14 protein-coding genes are annotated in these 17,547 nt (G+C 72.8%); 3 read left to right on the plus strand and 11 right to left on the minus strand.

Going from position 1 to position 17,547, the window contains the following annotated elements:
- Positions 1–2: 2 nt before the first annotated feature.
- The gene (locus ACIO5D_RS30400) at positions 3–518 is read left to right on the plus strand and encodes a Fur family transcriptional regulator (protein ID WP_363605103.1); all 516 of its coding nucleotides are present in this window, start codon (positions 3–5) and stop codon (positions 516–518) included.
- 138 nt (positions 519–656) lie between these two features.
- Positions 657–1,259 (plus strand): superoxide dismutase, encoded by a 603-nt coding sequence (locus ACIO5D_RS30405; RefSeq protein WP_363605101.1) that lies wholly within the window; start codon positions 657–659, stop codon positions 1,257–1,259.
- Positions 1,260–1,318: 59 nt separating this feature from the next.
- Here ACIO5D_RS30405 and ACIO5D_RS30410 read toward each other — a convergent pair whose 3' ends face one another.
- The 11 genes from ACIO5D_RS30410 to ACIO5D_RS30460 form a co-directional block, all read right to left on the minus strand.
- The gene (locus tag ACIO5D_RS30410; RefSeq protein ID WP_363605100.1) at positions 1,319–2,512 is read right to left on the minus strand and encodes an XRE family transcriptional regulator; all 1,194 of its coding nucleotides are present in this window, start codon (positions 2,510–2,512) and stop codon (positions 1,319–1,321) included.
- Between the two features lie 458 nt (positions 2,513–2,970).
- Positions 2,971–3,300: a MazG-like family protein gene (locus ACIO5D_RS30415; protein WP_363605099.1), complete on the minus strand. Its 330-nt coding sequence runs from the start codon at positions 3,298–3,300 to the stop codon at positions 2,971–2,973.
- A gap of 19 nt (positions 3,301–3,319) precedes the next feature.
- Positions 3,320–4,645 carry a UDP-glucose/GDP-mannose dehydrogenase family protein gene (locus ACIO5D_RS30420; protein ID WP_363605098.1) on the minus strand — a complete coding sequence of 442 codons (1,326 nt, stop codon included), beginning with the start codon at positions 4,643–4,645 and terminating at the stop codon, positions 3,320–3,322.
- Between the two features lie 103 nt (positions 4,646–4,748).
- The gene (locus ACIO5D_RS30425) at positions 4,749–5,081 is read right to left on the minus strand and encodes a hypothetical protein (RefSeq protein ID WP_363605096.1); all 333 of its coding nucleotides are present in this window, start codon (positions 5,079–5,081) and stop codon (positions 4,749–4,751) included.
- Positions 5,078–6,085 carry a hypothetical protein gene (locus tag ACIO5D_RS30430; RefSeq protein ID WP_363605094.1) on the minus strand — a complete coding sequence of 336 codons (1,008 nt, stop codon included), beginning with the start codon at positions 6,083–6,085 and terminating at the stop codon, positions 5,078–5,080. Before ACIO5D_RS30430 ends, ACIO5D_RS30425 begins: the two co-directional genes overlap by 4 nt.
- Before the next feature lie 60 nt (positions 6,086–6,145).
- Positions 6,146–6,373, minus strand: coding sequence for a hypothetical protein (locus ACIO5D_RS30435; RefSeq protein ID WP_363605093.1), 228 nt, complete (start codon positions 6,371–6,373; stop codon positions 6,146–6,148).
- A 119-nt stretch (positions 6,374–6,492) separates the two neighbouring features.
- Positions 6,493–7,485 carry a methylmalonyl Co-A mutase-associated GTPase MeaB gene (gene meaB, locus ACIO5D_RS30440; RefSeq protein ID WP_363605091.1) on the minus strand — a complete coding sequence of 331 codons (993 nt, stop codon included), beginning with the start codon at positions 7,483–7,485 and terminating at the stop codon, positions 6,493–6,495.
- Positions 7,486–7,497: 12 nt separating this feature from the next.
- A complete protein-coding gene (gene scpA / locus ACIO5D_RS30445) occupies positions 7,498–9,702 on the minus strand; it encodes a methylmalonyl-CoA mutase (RefSeq protein WP_400650618.1) in 2,205 nt (734 codons plus the stop codon).
- Positions 9,699–11,627, minus strand: a complete 1,929-nt coding sequence (locus tag ACIO5D_RS30450) for a methylmalonyl-CoA mutase subunit beta (protein ID WP_363605089.1) — start codon at positions 11,625–11,627, stop codon at positions 9,699–9,701. The genes scpA and ACIO5D_RS30450 overlap by 4 nt, the downstream gene beginning before the upstream one ends.
- A gap of 277 nt (positions 11,628–11,904) precedes the next feature.
- Positions 11,905–14,664 carry an FtsX-like permease family protein gene (locus ACIO5D_RS30455; RefSeq protein ID WP_400799133.1) on the minus strand — a complete coding sequence of 920 codons (2,760 nt, stop codon included), beginning with the start codon at positions 14,662–14,664 and terminating at the stop codon, positions 11,905–11,907.
- Positions 14,661–15,428, minus strand: coding sequence for an ABC transporter ATP-binding protein (locus ACIO5D_RS30460; protein WP_400650611.1), 768 nt, complete (start codon positions 15,426–15,428; stop codon positions 14,661–14,663). Before ACIO5D_RS30460 ends, ACIO5D_RS30455 begins: the two co-directional genes overlap by 4 nt.
- Before the next feature lie 243 nt (positions 15,429–15,671).
- Between ACIO5D_RS30460 and asnB the strand changes: the two genes are divergently transcribed.
- A complete protein-coding gene (asnB, locus tag ACIO5D_RS30465; protein ID WP_363605085.1) occupies positions 15,672–17,504 on the plus strand; it encodes an asparagine synthase (glutamine-hydrolyzing) in 1,833 nt (610 codons plus the stop codon).
- The last annotated feature ends 43 nt before the right edge of the window (positions 17,505–17,547 follow it).

Here is a 17,547-nt window from a genome sequence, read left to right on the forward strand (position 1 = left end):
TGATGGGCGGCGCGGTGGCGGGCGGAGTCGGGTCGACGGTCGGGTCGGGGAGCGTGCCGCCGGCGCGGACCGAACGGGCCGGCGCGGCGCGGGCCTGCCGGAGCGGCCCGGACGTCGCGGAGGCCTGCCGGGAGCTGCTGCGCTCCGGCGGCGGCCGCTGCACCGGGCCCCGGCTGCTGGTGCTCGCCGCCCTGCGCGAGCACGGCGGCCATCTCACGGTGGCCGGGATCCACCGCCGGATCGCCGAGAGCGGCGCCTGCGTCAGCGTCTCCACCGTCTACCGCGCGGTCGAGCGGCTGGCCGAGCTGGACCTGGTGCACGGCGTCCGCGGCCTCGGCGGCGAGCTCAGCTACGGCCTGGTCGGCGAGCCGCACCACCACGCGCTCTGCGCGGTCTGCGGGGCGGTCTCCGAGTTCCCCTACGAGCTGCTGGCCGGCGCGGTGGCGGACACCGCCCGGCGGACCGGCTTCCGGCTGGAGTCACTGGTCGTCAACGGGGTCTGCCCGGACTGCCAGTGACGCGCCGCCCGCCGGGCCCCGGGGTGATGGCCGCGATCGGTTCGCTGAGGCATATGCTTCGTTATTGCAAGTGATACGCAATAGTGTTGTTCCGGCACGATCGCCATCGTTGAACTCGCCGAAAGGGGCCGTGTCCTGATGGGCACCTACTCGCTTCCCGACCTTCCGTACGACTACTCCGCGCTCGAGCGGGCGATGTCCGCCGAGATCCTGGAGCTGCACCACTCCAAGCACCACGCCGCCTACGTCAAGGGCGCCAACGACACCCTGGAGCAGCTGGCCGAGGCCCGCGACAAGGAGCAGTTCGGCGGCCTGGTGGGTCTGCAGAAGACCTTCGCCTTCCACCTGTCCGGCCACGTGCTGCACTCCCTCTTCTGGGAGAACCTCTCCCCGGAGGGCGGCGACCGCCCCGAGGGCGAGCTGGCCGACGCGATCACCGAGCACTTCGGCAGCTTCGAGGCGTTCAAGAAGCAGCTCACCAACGCCACCACCGGCGTCCAGGGCTCCGGCTGGGGCATCCTGTCCTGGGAGCCGCTCGGCCGGCGCCTGATCGTCGAGCAGGTCTACGACCACCACGGCAACGTCGGCCAGGGCACCACCCCGCTGCTGGCCTTCGACGCCTGGGAGCACGCCTACTACCTGCAGTACCGCAACGTCCGCCCCGACTACGTCACCCGCCTGTGGGACGTCGTCAACTGGCAGGACGTCTCGTCCCGCTTCGCGGCCGCCAAGACCGTCTGACCTGATTCAGGCGGCAGGAAGGTCCCGGACCGGTCGGGCGGTCCGGGACCTTCCCTGCGTCAGGGGAGCCGCAACAGCGTCGTCCGGTGCTTCCAGGCAAGCCGCAGGAGTGCCGCACCGGCGGGCTGCATCGGCTCCGTGCCGGTGAGGCGGTCCACCTGCTCAGCCGTGAACGGGATGCCCGCCGACCGCCCTGTCGCATCGTCCAGTCCGACGCGACGACCTTCCTCGTTGCCGGAGACGATGCGCCGGAACGTCTCGTCGAACAGGTCGGCGTCGAACACGGCCACGGTAAGCATGTCGGTGACGAAGGTCAGTGGGTCCATCCCGAGGCCCAGCCAGAACACCCGCAGGCTGCCGTCCTCACGCGCTGCGGTGAGCGTCTTGTCGAGTGGCCAGGCGGCGTAGTCGATGGGTGCCTTGTCGCTCCCGTAGTCCTCGGTGTTGCCGAGCAGTTCCTCGCTCAGCTCCCTGAGGATGGCCCGCCAGAGATCGAAGTCGTTCTCCTCGTTCCACGGTGCGTCGTGCGAGGCCTGGAACATCCCGACCGGCATCACCTGGTAGAGGCCGCCGCCACTGGCGACCTTCCCGGGGTCACGCCAGTGCAGCACGAACTCCGCGTCGCCGGTTTGACGATCGTGCCGGATCGTCAACGTGCTGGTGGCCGCCATGACGGGGCGGCGCGTGAGGTCGGTCGGATCGGCGATGGCGGCCCGGAAGGGCGTGGCGGCAAGGCTCACTGGCCCATCCGGACCCGCCAGGACGGCTGCGGCGTACTCGTGCGCAACGGCCTCACAGATGTTGATGACGTCGAAGTACTGGCCGCGCCCGAAGGTCAGCACCGGTCCGGCGACGGACGTCTCGACATCAAGCAGGCGGTAGCAGCTTCGGTTCTCGAACAGCCTGGGTTTGGCAAGATCCCGAACCGCGTCGGCGTAGCGGCGACAGGTCGTTCCGTCCTGCTGGCGCGGGCGGATGTGATCCAGTTCGGGTCCGCCACCGTCCACAGGTGCTGCGGGCGTGTCCGGCTGCCAGCGCAGTCGGACACGCTCCAGTGGCACCGGCTGCTCCGGAATCCAGTGCCGGCGGGCAAGCAGAGGTGTTCCAGGGACCAGGTGGTCGGGAGGGCTCTCGGCCAGGAGTCGGCTGGTCAAGGCGAAGCGGTGATCATTCAGGAAGGCTCGAACCCGCTGCCACTGTTCCCTGCTGTCCAACGAGTTCGGCCGGTCATCTGCCACGGGCGCGCTGGGCACGACGCTCCTTCTTTGTATACAAGTGCGACGACTCGTGCCCGGTTACGGACTGAGCAACCGGTCGCGGTACTTCCAGGTCAGAGCCAAGCATGCTGCGCCAGGCGGCGCCATGGGTTCGTCTCTGATGAACTGTGAGACGTTCTGTTCGGTGAAAGGGATACCACTTGAGATGTCCCGGCCGTTCCACTCGGTGACCGTCCCAGACGTCCACCGTCACACGGTGGGCGTGGACTGTTGCTGGTGGAGGCGATGGCGCATGCCTGGGGGTGGCATCCGGCGGGGGCGGGCAAGGTCGGGTGGTTCGAGTACCTGGAAACCTGCGAGGCGCCGTGCCCCCACACGTGGGGGCACGGCGCGTGACCTGCACTCTCCGCGCGAGGTGGCGAAACACCTCGCCGCTCTTCCGGGTGCGTGGTCGTGCCGCCTGCCACCGGACGGCAGCCGTCCGGTGGCGAGGGTCAGGTGGCGGCCGCCGCCTCGCGTCCCCGGCGGGTGCGGCGGTGGAAGATCTCGGTGAACGTTTGGCGCCAGCCGTGGGGGTCGACGTAGTGCATGGCGATCACGGACGCGATGACGGCGCCGGTCAGGTCGTTCTGCACCTCGGCCCACGAGTGGATGTCGGTGCAGGTGGTGAGTCCCTTCAAGCCGTGCAGGGCGTGCATGGCTTCGCCGGCTTCCTCGCCGACCTTTCCGATCTGAAGGGCTCTCAGTTCCTCCAGGGGCAGCTCGGCGCCGGCGACGCGGCACACGGCGGACAGCTTCTCGATCGCGTCGAAGAGATCTTCCATTGCCGTGACCCTTTCCTGGTTACCGGGTGGGTTGGGGTCGGCCAAGCTGGTGGACGGCCCATCCGTGGGTGCGCCACAGGTCGGCGTCCAGGACGTTCCGCAGGTCGATGACCAGCGGGTTTTGCACCAGCGACCGGAGCTCGGTGGGGTTGGCGTCGCGGAACTGCGGCCACTCGGTGCCGATCACGACCGCGTCCGCGTCGCGGGAGGCTTCGGCGGTGGTGTCGGCGTAGTCGAGTTCGGGGTGCCGGACGATTGCGGTCGCGTTCGCGTGCGGGTCGTGGACGGTGACCTGCGCGCCTCGGGTGTGCAGCAGTGAGGCCAGAGCGAGTGCGGGGGATTCGCGGACGTCGTTGGTGCCGGCCTTGAAGGACGCGCCCCACATGGCGATCCGAGCGCCGTTCAGGGGCCGCGCCAGGTGGGCTTCGACCAGGGCGGCGGCGGAGTGCGGCCGGTTCTCGTTGATGCGCTCGGCCGCCCTCAGCAACTCGGCGGCGTCGTTCGCGCCGAGGTGAGCGGCGGAGGCGGTGAACGCCCGGACGTCCTTGGGCAGGCAGCCACCGCCGTAGCCGATGCCGGGCTGCATTCCGCCGGCGCCGATACGCGGGTCCATGCCGAGGGCCCGCACCAGGGTGATCACGTCGGCACCGGCGGCGGTGCACATGTCCGCGACGGCGTTGACGAACGACACCTTGAGGCCGAGAAAGGTGTTCGCGGCGCCCTTGATCAGCTCGGCCGTCTCCGGGGTGGTGACGAACAGCGGGCAGCCGTCCGCCAGAATCGGCGCGAACACCTCACGCACGACGGCTTCGGCGTCAGGGCTGGTGAGCCCGGCCACCAGCCGATCCGGGCGAAGGGTGTCCTCGACGGCGTGGCCTTCGCGCAGGAACTCGGGGTTCCACACGACGTGGACGGCTTCGCCGGCCGGGGCGAGCCGCTGCACAAGCCGCGTCAGGTGGGCGGTGGTGCCGACGGTGACGGTCGACTTCCCGATGATCGTGCACGGCCGCGTCAGGTGCGTCGCGAGCGTCCGAGCGGCCCCGAAGACCTGTCCCGGGTCGTAGGACCGGCCGTCGGCGTCGATCGGGGTTCCGACCGCGAGGAAGTGCACGTCAGCGAACGCGGCGGCCTCGGCGATGCTGGTCGTGAACCGCAGTTGCCCGGAGCCGGTGTGTTTGGCGAGCAGTTCGGGCAGCCCGGCTTCGAAGATCGGGGCTTCGCCCTGGTTGAGCTGGTCGATCTTGGCTGCGTCGAGATCGACGCCCAGGACTTCGTGGCCGAGGTGGGCCATTCCGGCGGCGTGGGGGATGCCGAGGTGGCCGCAGCCGATCACGGAAACGCGCATCGTGGTCCTTGTCGGATGGAGTGGTCGCGGGGCGCGCGGGCGTGCGCGCTCCCGCGACGCTACCGGCCCGGCGGGGCCCAACTGACCGACATGTGATGGACCGTCACGCGGAGACGTTCGGCAACTCGCACAGCCGGCGCAGGGCAGGGATCGCGGCCTGCCGCACGACCACGTCGCCGGTATGGGCTCCCTCGATCGGGCAGGGCTTGAAGGTGCCGTTCTCCACCAGCCCTTCGGGGTCGACGTAAAAGATGCGCATATCCATCTCGCGGGCGCGCTGCTGGACCGCGCGCCGGTCTGCGTGCAAGCCGACGACCAGCAGGGCCCGGGCCTCGGGCAGCAGCGGCACCGGTGGGATCTTCTGGTCATAGCGGCGGACGAAGACCTCGGGCAGCCCGGCCCGCGCCGAGAGGCTGTCGAAGTTGTGCGTGATCACCGGGCCGACACCAAATGGCCGGTGGTGTGGAGGGCCTTGAGCGCGCGGTGCGCGGCCGTCGGCTCGGCCAGGAAGTATGCGCGGAACATCGCGACCAGGTCGGGTGCCTTGGTGTCGGCGCTGAGCAGCATCTCTGGGATCAGCGTGTCAGCCTCGTGGCTGAGGGTGAAAGCGTGGGACTGCGTCAGGGTGTTGTCGCGGCGGTCGGTGACCCGGTACACCTCGTGCAGGTAGTGCAGCGGCGGGATACCGGCTTCGATCGACGTGCCGCAGCCGACCTCGACCTGAAACGGCAGGAAGTCCAGGATCGGCGTCAGGTCGGGCGCGATCGTCGGCTCTCCACGTCGGTCCTTGATCCGCATGCCGCCCGCGAGAACGTCCCACGGCAGGTTCCGCACGGTGCGCGGAACCTTGAAGTCCTCCGAGATGAAGCACAGGTCGACGGACCGGAAGCCGGTCGGCGTGGGGCGCCCGGCACGCTCGTCCTGTGGGTGGTCGTCGTACTCGGCAACGGCGACCCGCAGGTCACCCTTCGCCCACACACCGTCGCCCTTCGAGCGCCACGCGCCCTGGTCGAGCCACATGCCGATCTGCCGCAGGTGTGTGGCGATCTCGTCGGCCGGGGCGGTGAAGGAGTGGAACAGGTACAGGTCCGAGAGGACCAGGCGCGTGACGGGGAACGTGTAGTCCAGCCCGTACTGGTAACGGTAGGCCCAACCGGGGGCGGTCGAGCAGACCTCCAGCAGGGTGTCCAGCGCGGTGTCCGACTGTCGGGTGTCCGCCTGTGCAAGGGCGATGCCGAGCAGCAGGCGGTTCCGCGCGGACGGCGTGAGGCTGGAGGTGTCGCCGATCGATTCGAACAGGCCGAGCGCCTTGCCGGGGCGGCCGGTCGATACGGCAGTGCCGACGGCCTGCGCGGTGACCGTGGCCGGCCCGAACGCCGTGCCGTTCACGGTCACGTCCCGGTCCATCCGGGCGGCGACCGCGTGGCCTTGGGACAGCAAGTCGTCGGCCCCATCGACGTTGCCCTGACGGGCCGCGACGACGGCGGCGAACGTGACGTGTCACCCGTAGGTGGCGAGCAGGCCGAGCTCCCGGTGCCCGTAGTGGGGTTCGATCGACTCGTACGACGCCCGTGCGGTCTCCTCCGCCTGGTCGAGCCGGGCATCCCGCATGTAGATCCACGACCGGCCGGACGCGACCATGGCCGAGCGGACGGTGTCGCCGGAGCGGTAGGTCTCCCATGCGGCGGTGAGCCCGGCCGCGAGCTCGGCCGGGGGCGGCGGCTGCACGTGGACGCCGACATCGGCGGCGGTGTCGTGGACGGCGCGGGACAGTTCGCGCGGCCGTGCCGCCTGACCGTACGACGAAGCGCCTCGACATCGCGTGCGAGTCGAGGCGCTTCGTGGACCTAGGAGGCGCCGAAGAAGCTGTCCAGGATCTGCTGGGCGGCCAGGCCGGCGGGGAGGGAGCCGGCGCGGACCTGGGCCTCCAGCTCGGGGGCCAAGCGCCGTACTTCGGGGTGTTCGTGGAGGCGGGCGTAGAGCTGGTCGTGGACCATGGCCCAGGTCCACTCGACCTGCTGGTCGCGCCGCTTCGTCGCCAGCGCGCCGGTGGCGTCGAGGACCTTGCGGTGCTGCTGGAGCCGTTCCCACAGCACGTCGAGTCCGGCGCCGTCCCGGCCGCTGCAGGTGAGGACCGGGGGTGTCCAGGGCGCGTCCGGGGCCTGCAACAGCCGCAGCGCGCCGGCGAGTTCGCGCGCGGCGGCGCGGGCGTCGGTCTCGTGCGGGCCGTCCGCCTTGTTGACCGCGATGACGTCGGCGAGCTCCAGTACGCCCTTCTTGATGCCCTGCAGCTGGTCCCCGGTGCGGGCCAGGCTGAGCAACAGGAAGGTGTCCACCATCCCGGCCACCGCCGTCTCGGACTGGCCGACTCCCACCGTCTCGATCAGCACGACGTCGTAGCCGGCCGCCTCCATCACCACCATCGACTCCCGGGTGGCCTTGGCGACGCCGCCGAGGGTGCCGGAGGTGGGGGAGGGGCGGACGAAGGCGTGCGGGTCGACGGCGAGGCGCTCCATCCGGGTCTTGTCGCCCAGGATGGAGCCGCCGGTGCGGGAGGACGTCGGGTCCACGGCGAGCACCGCGACCCGGTGTCCCGACGAAGTGAGCATCGTGCCGAAGGAGTCGATGAAGGTCGACTTGCCGACACCGGGCACACCGGTGATGCCCACCCGGACCGCCCCGCCCGCGTGCGGCAGCAGCCGCTGGAGCAACTGCTGGGCCAGCACGCGGTGGTCGGGCCGGGTGGACTCGACGAGGGTGACGGCGCGCGCGATGTGGGCGCGCGAGCCGTCCAGGACACCCGTCACGTAGCTGTCGAGGTCGATCGTCCGTGGAGGCATGCGATCAAAATCTCACAGCTCGTGGCCGAGGTCGGCGGCGAGCGTCCCCAGCAGGTCGTAGGCGGCGTCCGGGATCACCGTGCCGGGCGGGAAGACGGCCGTCGCCCCCGCCTCGTACAGGGCGTCGAAGTCCTGCGGGGGGATCACCCCGCCGACCACGATGGTGATGTCCTCGCGCCCGGCCTCGGCGAGTTCGGCGCGCAGCGCGGGCACCAGGGTGAGGTGTCCGGCGGCCAGCGAGGAGACGCCGACGATGTGCACGTCCGCCTCGACGGCCTGGCGGGCGACCTCGGCCGGGGTCTGGAACAGCGGTCCGACGTCGACGGTGAAGCCGAGGTCGGCGAAGGCCGTGGCGATCACCTTCTGGCCGCGGTCGTGGCCGTCCTGGCCCATCTTGGCGACCAGGATGCGCGGTCGGCGGCCCTCGGCCCGCTCGAACCGCTCGACCAGGTCGCGGGTGCGCTGTACGGAGGCCGACGGCCCCGCTTCGTCACGGTACACGCCGGAGATGGTACGGATCTGGCCGGAGTGCCGGCCGTACACCTTCTCCAGGGCGTCCGAGATCTCGCCGACGGTGGCCTTGGCCCGGGCCGCGTTGACGGCCAGGTGCAGCAGGTTGCCGTCCAGCGAGCCGCCGCGCTGCGGGCCCGCCTCGGCGGCCCGGGTCAGCGCGTGCAGCGCGCCCCGGCAGGCGGCCTCGTCACGCTCGTCGCGCAGCCGGCGCAGCTTCTCGATCTGGCGGGCGCGCACCGAGGAGTTGTCGACCTTGAGCACCTCGATCTGCTCGTCGCTCTCCACCCGGTACTTGTTGACGCCGATCACCGGCTGGCGGCCCGAGTCGATCCGGGCCTGGGTGCGGGCCGCGGCCTCCTCCACACGCAGCTTGGGGATGCCCGCGTCGATGGCCTTGGCCATGCCGCCGGCCGCCTCCACCTCCTGGATGTGCTGCCAGGCGCGGCGGGCCAGGTCGTGGGTGAGCTTCTCGACGTACGCAGAGCCGCCCCACGGGTCGATGACGCGGCAGGTGCCGGACTCCTGCTGGAGCAGCAGCTGGGTGTTGCGGGCGATCCGGGCGGAGAAGTCGGTGGGCAGGGCCAGCGCCTCGTCCAGCGCGTTGGTGTGCAGCGACTGGGTGTGGCCCTGGGTGGCGGCCATCGCCTCCACACAGGTGCGGGTGACGTTGTTGAACACGTCCTGCGCGGTGAGCGACCAGCCCGAGGTCTGCGAATGCGTGCGCAGCGAAAGGGACTTGGGGTTCTTCGGGCCGAACTCCTTGACCAGTCTGGCCCAGAGCAGCCGGGCCGCGCGCAGCTTGGCGATCTCCATGAAGAAGTTCATGCCGATCGCCCAGAAGAACGACAGCCGGGGCGCGAAGGCGTCCACGTCCAGTCCGACGTCCAGGCCCGCCCGCAGGTACTCCACGCCGTCGGCCAGGGTGTAGGCCAGCTCCAGGTCGGCGGTGGCCCCGGCCTCCTGGATGTGGTAGCCGGAGATGGAGATCGAGTTGTACCGCGGCATCTTCTGCGAGGTGTACGCGAAGATGTCCGAGATGATCCGCATCGACGGCTGCGGCGGGTAGATGTAGGTGTTGCGGACCATGAACTCCTTGAGGATGTCGTTCTGGATGGTCCCCGCCAGCTTCTCGGGCGCCACCCCCTGCTCCTCGGCGGCCACGATGTACAGCGCCAGGACGGGCAGCACCGCGCCGTTCATGGTCATCGACACCGACATCCGGTCCAGCGGGATGCCGTCGAAGAGCTGGCGCATGTCGTAGATGGAGTCGATCGCCACGCCCGCCATGCCGACGTCACCGGTGACCCGCGGGTGGTCGCTGTCGTAGCCGCGGTGGGTCGGCAGGTCGAAGGCGACCGAGAGGCCCTTCTGACCGGCCGCCAGGTTGCGGCGGTAGAAGGCGTTGGACTCCTCGGCGGTGGAGAACCCGGCGTACTGCCGGACCGTCCACGGCTGGTTGACGTACATGGTCGGGTACGGGCCGCGCAGGTACGGGGCGATGCCGGGGTAGGTGCCCAGGAAGTCCAGGCCGGCCAGGTCGTCCGCGGTGTACAGCGGTTTGACGCCGATGCCCTCGGGGGTGTCCCAGAGCAGTTCCTCGACGTCCTTGCCGGTGGCCTGCCGCCAGGCGGACCGCCACTGCCCGTCGGTGACGTCCGGGCCGGTGTCCCCGTCCAGCCCGATCTCGGTGAAGTCGGGGATCATCGCGCCACTCCGATCTCGGTGGTCTCGTCCAGGATCTCGTCCCGGGCCCCGCTCAGGATCTCGTCCTGGAGGGCGGTCAGCACGGCGACGGCGTCGCCGCCCGCGAAGACGAACTCGTCCACGCCCGCCCGCCGGTAGGCCTCCCGCTGTTCGCCCGGCCGCCCGGCCAGCAGCACCCGCCGGGCCCCGGCGGCCTTCAGCGCCGCGGCGACGGTCTCGGCGTGCTCGCCGTACAGCCGGTCGCTGGAGCAGAGGCAGGCCACCCGGGCACCGCTGGCGGTGAACGCCTCGGCCAGCGCGGCGGCGTCGGTGCCTTCGGCGGCGGTGGTCGCGATGCCGCCGGCCTGGAACAGGTTGGCGGCGAAGGTGGTGCGCGCGGTGTGCGCCGACGCGGTGCCGATCGAGGCCAGGAAGAGCCGCGGCCGTTCCCCGGTGGCGGCCAGCCGCGCGTCCGAGCGGTCGCGCAGTGCCTCGTAGGCCTCGGCGCGCCGCACCCGGGGCAGCCCGCCGGCGGGCCCGGCCGGGGCCGGCTCGCGGACCAGCGGCTGCTCGTCCAGGTTCGGGAACTCGCTGACCCCGGTGACGGGTTCGCGCCGCCTGGCCAGCGCGACCGAGCGCTCCGCCCAGGTCGCGGCGATCCGCTCGCCGACCAGTCCGGAGCCCAGCGAGGCCTGCTGGCCGCCGGCCCGTTCGATCTCCTGGAACCAGGCCCAGGCGGCCCGGGCCAGCTCGTCGGTCAGCCGCTCCACGTACCAGGAGCCGCCGGCCGGGTCGATCACCCGCGCCAGGTGGGACTCCTCCAGCAGGATCGCCTGGGTGTTGCGGGCGATCCGGCGGGCGAACGCGTCCGGCAGGCCGAGCGCGCTGTCGAACGGCAGCACGCTCACCGCGTCCGCCCCGCCGACCCCGGCCGCCAGGCAGGCGACGGTGGTGCGCAGCATGTTCACCCACGGGTCGCGCGCGGTCGTCATCACCGTGGAGGTGACGGCGTGCTGGCGCTGCGCCGAGGCCTCGGGTGCGGCCCCCGACACCTGGGCCACCCGGGCCCAGAGCCGGCGCGCCGCACGGAACTTGGCGATCGTCAGGAACTGGTCGGCGTCGGCCGCGTAGCGGAAGTCCAGCTGCCCGAAGGCGGCGTCGACGGAGAGCCCGGCGGCACCGAGCGCACGCAGGTAGGCGACGGCGCTGGCGAGCGAGCAGCCGAGCTCCTGCGCGGGGGAGGCGCCGGCCTCGTGGTAGGGGAGGGCGTCGACGGTCAGTGCCCGGACGCCCGGGTACCCGTCGGCGCAGCGGGCCGCGAGCGCGCCGGCCTCGGCGAGCAGCGCGTCGGTGCGTTCGGCCCGGCCGGTCCTGGCCTGGAGGCCCAGCGGGTCGGCGCCGAGGCTGCCCGCGGCGGCGCCGGGGGAGACCTCGCGCTCCCGGTAGAGCGTGAACAACCGCTCGGCGGCGTCGGTGAATTCGGCGCCGGCGTCGAGCACCACGGCGGCCAGGTCCGGATAGACGCCGGACAGCACCTCGGGCAGCGCCGCGACCGGCAGGCCCGCGCCGCCCAGCTCCAGCCAGAGCGAGCCGACGCCGTTCTCCAGGTCCGCGAGCACCGCCTCGTTGGTGCGGCGCGGGTCCGGGTCGGCGTGCCGCTGGCGGACGTCCCAGCCGGAGACGGCGGAGCCCTGCGGCCGGCCGCCCCGGACGAACGGCGGGAAGCCGGGGTGACCGGGCGTGGCCGGGGCGTCCTCGGCGGTGTACAGCGGGCGGGCGCGCAGCCCGTCCTGGAGCGCGGTGGTGAGCGCCTCCTCGGCCGCCGCGCCGTCCGCGGGCTGGGCACCCGACTTGCGCAGCACACCCTCGACGAGGTGCTGCCACTGCTCACGGTGTGCTGCCGGGAACTCGGCGGCCAGGGGAAGCCCTTCGGGCGGGACCGTCATGTCCGGCAGGTTAGCGTCCGGCGGCGGGCGTGCAGGAGAGGCGGGGAGTGTGACCTTTCCCTCGCTCTGCCGCGTCGGTCCACTCCGGACCGGGTGGAGTGCACCGGAACCGGCGTGCGCGAGCCTGCTGGACGGGCGGTTCGGGGGCGCTGTCCGGCCCGGACGGCGAAACGCGTTCCGCCCGGGGCCTTGGCCGGCCGCGTCCAGGGGTGACAGGCCCGGACGGCCGGGTGGCCCGCCTCCGGACCGGAGACGGGCCACCCGCGGTGAGCCCGCGTCAGGAGACGCGCCGGGTCAGCAGGATCCGCGAGCGGGTGAACGCCGCCGTGATCAGCCCGGCCACCACCGGCAGGACGAGCGCGGTGAGGGCGATCAGCACCCATGGCGCGGTGACCGGTGCCGGGCCGCCGTCGAGGCCGCCGGCGGTGCGGACCTTGAGCAGGCTCATCGCCGGGACGAATCCGTTGACCGTGCCCAGGACGGCCCCGAGAGCCGCGATCAGCGCGCACTGCAGTCCGGCCAGGGTGCGGCGGATCCGGGGCGGGGCGCCGACGGCCGCCAGGGTGGCCTGGTCGTGCCTGGAGTCGGCGGCCGCGAGGCCGGTGGCGATGCCGGCCGCGCCGAGGACGACGAGGGCGGCGAACCCGCTGAGCGACAGGGTGACCAGGTCGCTCTTGGGCTGGTAGCCGCGCTCCACCCCGACGCCGGCCATCCGGTCCAGCCGGGCGGCTGCGGCGTCGGCGCGCTGCTGCGCCTTGTCGTCCGGCGGCGTGGCGGGCAGCCAGATGGCACCGGTCGCCTGGGCGGAGAGCCCGAGCCTGTGCACCGTCGCCGGGTTCACCAGGACCTGTCCGTACCGGGCGGCCGACGGGTTGTCGACCAGGACGGCCTCCACGCCGACCTCCTGGACGTCCGGTGCGGGGATCTCGCCGGGCTGCAACGGGGCGCCGCCGCCGCGCAGCTGGAACACGGCCTTGCCGTCGAACAGGTAGGAGGGGTCGAACACGACCGCCTTGCCCGCGGCGAGCGCCTGCTCGGCGGCCGGATCGTGCACGGCGAACAGGTTGTGCAGGACGGCGTCGTCGCCGACGACCAGCCGGCCCTGGCCGGCGAACCGCCTGGTCCGGTCGCCGCCCTTGGGGTGGACGGTGCTGGAGCAGTTGGCGCAGAAGCGGTAGACGGCCTGGTAGAGGTCGCCGCGCGGGCCGAGGTCCGGCAGCTCCTGCTCCATCGTGGCGCGCAGCCTCGGCAGGTCGGGGCTGTCGACGCCGGTGGTCAGGGTGACGGCGCCGTTCGGCGTCTGCGGCCGGTAGTCCTGCCGGGCCTGGGCGTCGGTGCTGGCGGTGTAGACGCCGACCGCGACGGCACCGGCGACGGCGGCCATGACGGCGGCGACGGCGGGTGCGGTCCTGGAACGGTGCCGGGCCGAGTCGCGCAGGGCGAGCCGGGCCGCGATCGGGAGGAAGCGGGCGAGCCGTCCGAAGAGCGAGATCAGTACCGGGGTGCAGGCGAGCAGGCCGAGTTCGGCGCTGACCGAGCCGCCCAGCACGCCGAGCGTCCGGGCGTCGTACCCGCCGGCCACCGGGGTGCCGGGCATGCCGGTGCCGCTCCCCGCGCTGTAGAGCGCGAGCGCGGCGCCGCCGGCCAGCATCACCAGGCCGAGCAGGGTGATCCAGCGGTTCGGCGCGTTGACGGTGTCGCGGCCGGAGAGGCCCGCGGTGACGCTCCGCCGGGCGGCCTGCAGGGCGGGCAGGGCGGCGGCGAGCAGGGCGGTGGCCACGCCGATGCCGGCGATGGCGGCCAGGTCGAGCGGCGCCGGGTCGAAGTGGCCGAAGCGGCTGCCGCCCGCCCGTTCGATCCAGGGCCGCACCAGCGCGACCAGGCCGATCCCGAGGACGACACCCGTCACCGCACCGGCCAGGCCGAGGACGACGCCCGCGCCGAGCACCACCGCGCCCACGTGGGTCCGGTTGCCGCCGGCGGCGGCGAGCAGGGCGAGCTGACGGCGCGAGCGGCGGGCGCCGACCGCGAACGCGGGGCCCGCGAGCAGGGCGACCTCCAGCAGCGCCATGCCGGTGACCGTGGCCACCATGACGGCGGTGGTGGTCCGGGCGGAGGTCTCGGCGTACCGGGGGCCGTCCCGGTAGTAGGGGACGGCCGAGCGGTCCGGCGGGTCGAGGGCGACGGAGCGGGAGGTGACGGTGTAGCCGTACGCGTTGAACTCCCGCACCTTGGCCCAGTCGATCACCGCCCCGGCGGGGAGCCGGACGAGCCAGGCGTCCGTGCTCACCGGCTTCTCGTCCGCCGACCCGATACCGGCCACGGGCCTGTCCCTGTCCCGGGCCTCGGCCAGCGGGGTGATCAGCTCCCCGGGGCGGGCGACGAGTTCGACCTTCCTGAGGTCGCCCGGGTGTTCGACCACGCCGGTGATGGTGAAGGGGGTGCGGTCCAGCCCCTTGACCGCGGTCGTCCCGCCGAGCCGCAGCCCGGACCGTTCGAGGAAGGCCCGGGTGGCGGCCGCCTCGTGCGGGGCGCCGGGGGCGCGGCCGTCGACCACATCGAGCCGCCCGGCCCAGACCGGGTCGGTGAGGTCGGCCTCGGCGGTGTCGGTGCGGAGCAGGCCCTCGCGGGAGCCGGCGCTGGCCTCGGGGCCCGGCCGGGCCGCCGTGAGGACGCTGCCCTGAGGCAGCAACGAGGCCACCAGCGTGGCGGGTTCGACGGCCGCGCCCTTGGTCTCCTCGGGCGTGGCGGGCTTCCCGGGGGTGGCGGTGCGGGTGAGGGTGCCGTCGTCGGCGAACGGGGCCTGCTCGACGGTGCGGCCCGGGGCGAGGGCGCTGATCAGGGCGTCGGAGCCGCCCATCACCCGCTCGACGCGCTCGGCCGGGGTGAGCTGTCCGCTGCGGTGGACGATGTCGGCGCCGGTGACGCCGAGGACGGGCAGGGCGACCATGGCGACGACGAGGGCGCTGCGGCCCTTGGCGCGCAGGGCGTCGCGGCGGGCGATGCGCAGGGCGACCCGCCAGGCGCTGAGCTTCACCGGGCCACCTCCGGGTGGCCGGCGCCGAGGTCGCGGAGCGTCCCGTCGGGGCGGCGGGTGCGCTCCTCGACGATCCGTCCGTCGCGCAGGAGGACGACGCGGTCGGCCCAGCCGGCGTGGGCCGGTTCATGGGTGACCATCATGGCGGCGGCCCCGGCGTCGCAGCGGGCCCGCAGGACGGCGAGGACGGACTCGCCGGTGGCGGAGTCGAGCGCGCCGGTGGGCTCGTCGGCCAGCAGCAGCCGGCGTTCGCCGATCAGTGCGCGGGCGATGGCGACGCGCTGCTGCTGGCCGCCGGACATGTCGTCGGGGAAGCGGTCGGCGAGCTCCGGGATGCCCATCTCCTCCAGGGCGGCGAGGGCCTCGCGGCGGGCGGCGCGACCGGAGACACCGTCCAGTTCGCGCGGCAGCGAGATGTTCTCGGCGGCGGTCAGGGCCGGGATCAGGTTGTAGTCCTGGAAGACGTAGCCGATCGAGCGGCGCCGGACGGCGGAGAGCCGCCCCCGGCTGAGCCCGCCGAGCGGGGAGCCCTCGACGAGCACCTGGCCGGCGCTCGGGGCGTCCAGGCCGCCCGCCAGGGTCAGCAGGGTGGACTTGCCGGACCCGGAAGGGCCCATCACGGCGACGAACTCTCCGGCGTGCACGGTGAGTTCGACCCCGCGCAGCGCGTGCACTTCGGACGCGCCCTGCCCGTGGACCCGGGTGACGTTCTGCAGACGCAGGACGGCCTGGCCGGCGGTCCTGATCGGATCGGTGCGGGACACACTTTCCCCCTCATTGAGCTGTTCAGCTGCATATGCAGGTGAACTATATATGCAGGGCGACGACCGCTCGTGCCGTCGGGGTGGCAGAAAATGTGTCCGATTCCGCTGGAACCGCAGGTGACCACCGCCCGACTGGTGGACCGGGCACCGCCGGGCGACGGCCCGTCCGACCCACCCGCCCCGCCTGTCCCACCCGCTCCACCTGCTCCGTCCGACTCTGTCCGCCACAAGGAGTGCACGCGCATGTGCGGAATCACCGGCTGGGTGTCCTTTCATCAGGACGTCCGCCACAGCGCCCCCGTCATCGAGGCGATGACCGCGACCATGGCCCTGCGCGGGCCCGACGCCGGCGGGATCTGGCTCGGTGCCCACGCCGCGCTCGGTCACCGCCGCCTCGCCGTCATCGACATCGACGGCGGCGCCCAGCCCATGGCCGACCGCCAGGAAAACCCGGGCGTGGTGCTGACCTACAGCGGCGAGGTCTACAACCACCACCAGCTCCGCGCCGAACTCCGCGCCAGGGGACACCGGTTCGAGACCCGCAGTGACACCGAGGTGGTGCTGCGCGCCTACCAGGAGTGGGGCGACGCCCTGGTCGACCGGCTGGAGGGCATGTACGCCTTCGCGATCTGGGACGAGCGCGCCGAGCGGCTGCTGCTGGTCCGCGACCGGCTCGGCGTCAAGCCGCTGTTCTGGACCGCCGTCGGCGGCGGACTCGCCTTCGGCTCCGAGCCCAAGGCCCTGTTCGCCCACCCCGAGGTCACCCCCGCCGTCGACGCGGACGGCCTGCGCGAGGCCTACAGCCTGCTGTTCAACACCGGGCCCACGGTCTGGGCCGGCGTCCGCGAGGTGCACCCCGGCGGCCTGCTCGTACTCGACCGGGACGGCATCCGCGAGCGCCGCTACTGGGAGCTCCAGGCCCGCCCGCACGCCGACGACCTGGACACCACCGTCGAGCGGGTGCGCTCGCTGGTCAACCGCGCCGCCCGCGCCCAGCTGGAGGCGGACGTCCCGCTCTGCAGCCTGCTCTCCGGCGGCCTCGACTCCACCGTCGTCACCGCGCTCGTCGCCGACGAACTCCGGCTGTCCGAAGGCCCGCAGGCCAAGCTGCGCTCCTACGCCGTCGACTACAGCGACCAGGCCGAGCAGTTCACCGGCGACGTGCTGCGCACCGGCCACGACACCCCGTACGCCGCCGAGGCCGGCGCCTTCATCGGCAGCGACCACTCCACCGTGGTCCTCGACCCGCGCACCCTGCTCGACATCGAGAACCGCCGGGCCGTGGTCGTCTCCCGTGACTCGCCGATCGGCGTCGGCGACATGGACACCTCGCTCTACCTGCTGTTCGGCGAGATCCGCAAGCACTCCACCGTCGCCCTCTCCGGCGAGGCCGCGGACGAGGTGTTCGGCGGCTACCCGTGGTTCCACAACCCCAAGGCACTCGCCGCGCAGACCTTCCCGTGGCTGCTGGTCACCGGCGACGAGGCCGCCATGCCGATCAACCCCGACCTCGCCGCCCACCTGCGGATCGGCGAGTTCCGCGACGACACCTACCGCACCTCGCTGGCCGCCGTCCCGCACCTGGACGGCGAGAGCGCCGCCGAGCACCGCCAGCGCGAGATGCAGCACCTCTCGCTGACCCGCTGGCTGCGCCAGCTGCTGCACCGCAAGGACCGCCTCTCGATGGCCCAGGGGCTGGAGGTCCGCGTCCCCTACTGCGACCACCGGCTGGTCGAGTACGCCTTCAACGCCCCCTGGTCGATGAAGAGTTACGACGGCCGGGAGAAGAGCCTGCTGCGCGCCACCGGTCAGGGCCTGGCCCCCGACTCGGTGCTGTGGCGGCCCAAGAACCACTACCCGGCGACCCACCACGCCGACTACAACAGCGGCCTTCAGCGGCTCGCCCGGGAGGCACTCGACGCGCCGCACGTCCGCGACATCGCCGACGAGACCGTCATCAAGGCCAGCCTCGACACCCCGGCCGACCAGTTGGAGTGGGGCCACCGGCTGCGGCTGGAGCGGGTGGTGGACCTCGCGCTCTGGCTCGACCACCACCGCCCCGCGCTCGCCCTCTGAGGCCTGCCGCCCGCGCCGCCCGCTCCCGCCCCGGACACCCCCG

Origin of the sequence: Kitasatospora sp. NPDC087315 (assembly GCF_044744345.1) — a bacterium.
Classification (GTDB): Bacteria; Actinomycetota; Actinomycetes; order Streptomycetales; family Streptomycetaceae; genus Kitasatospora.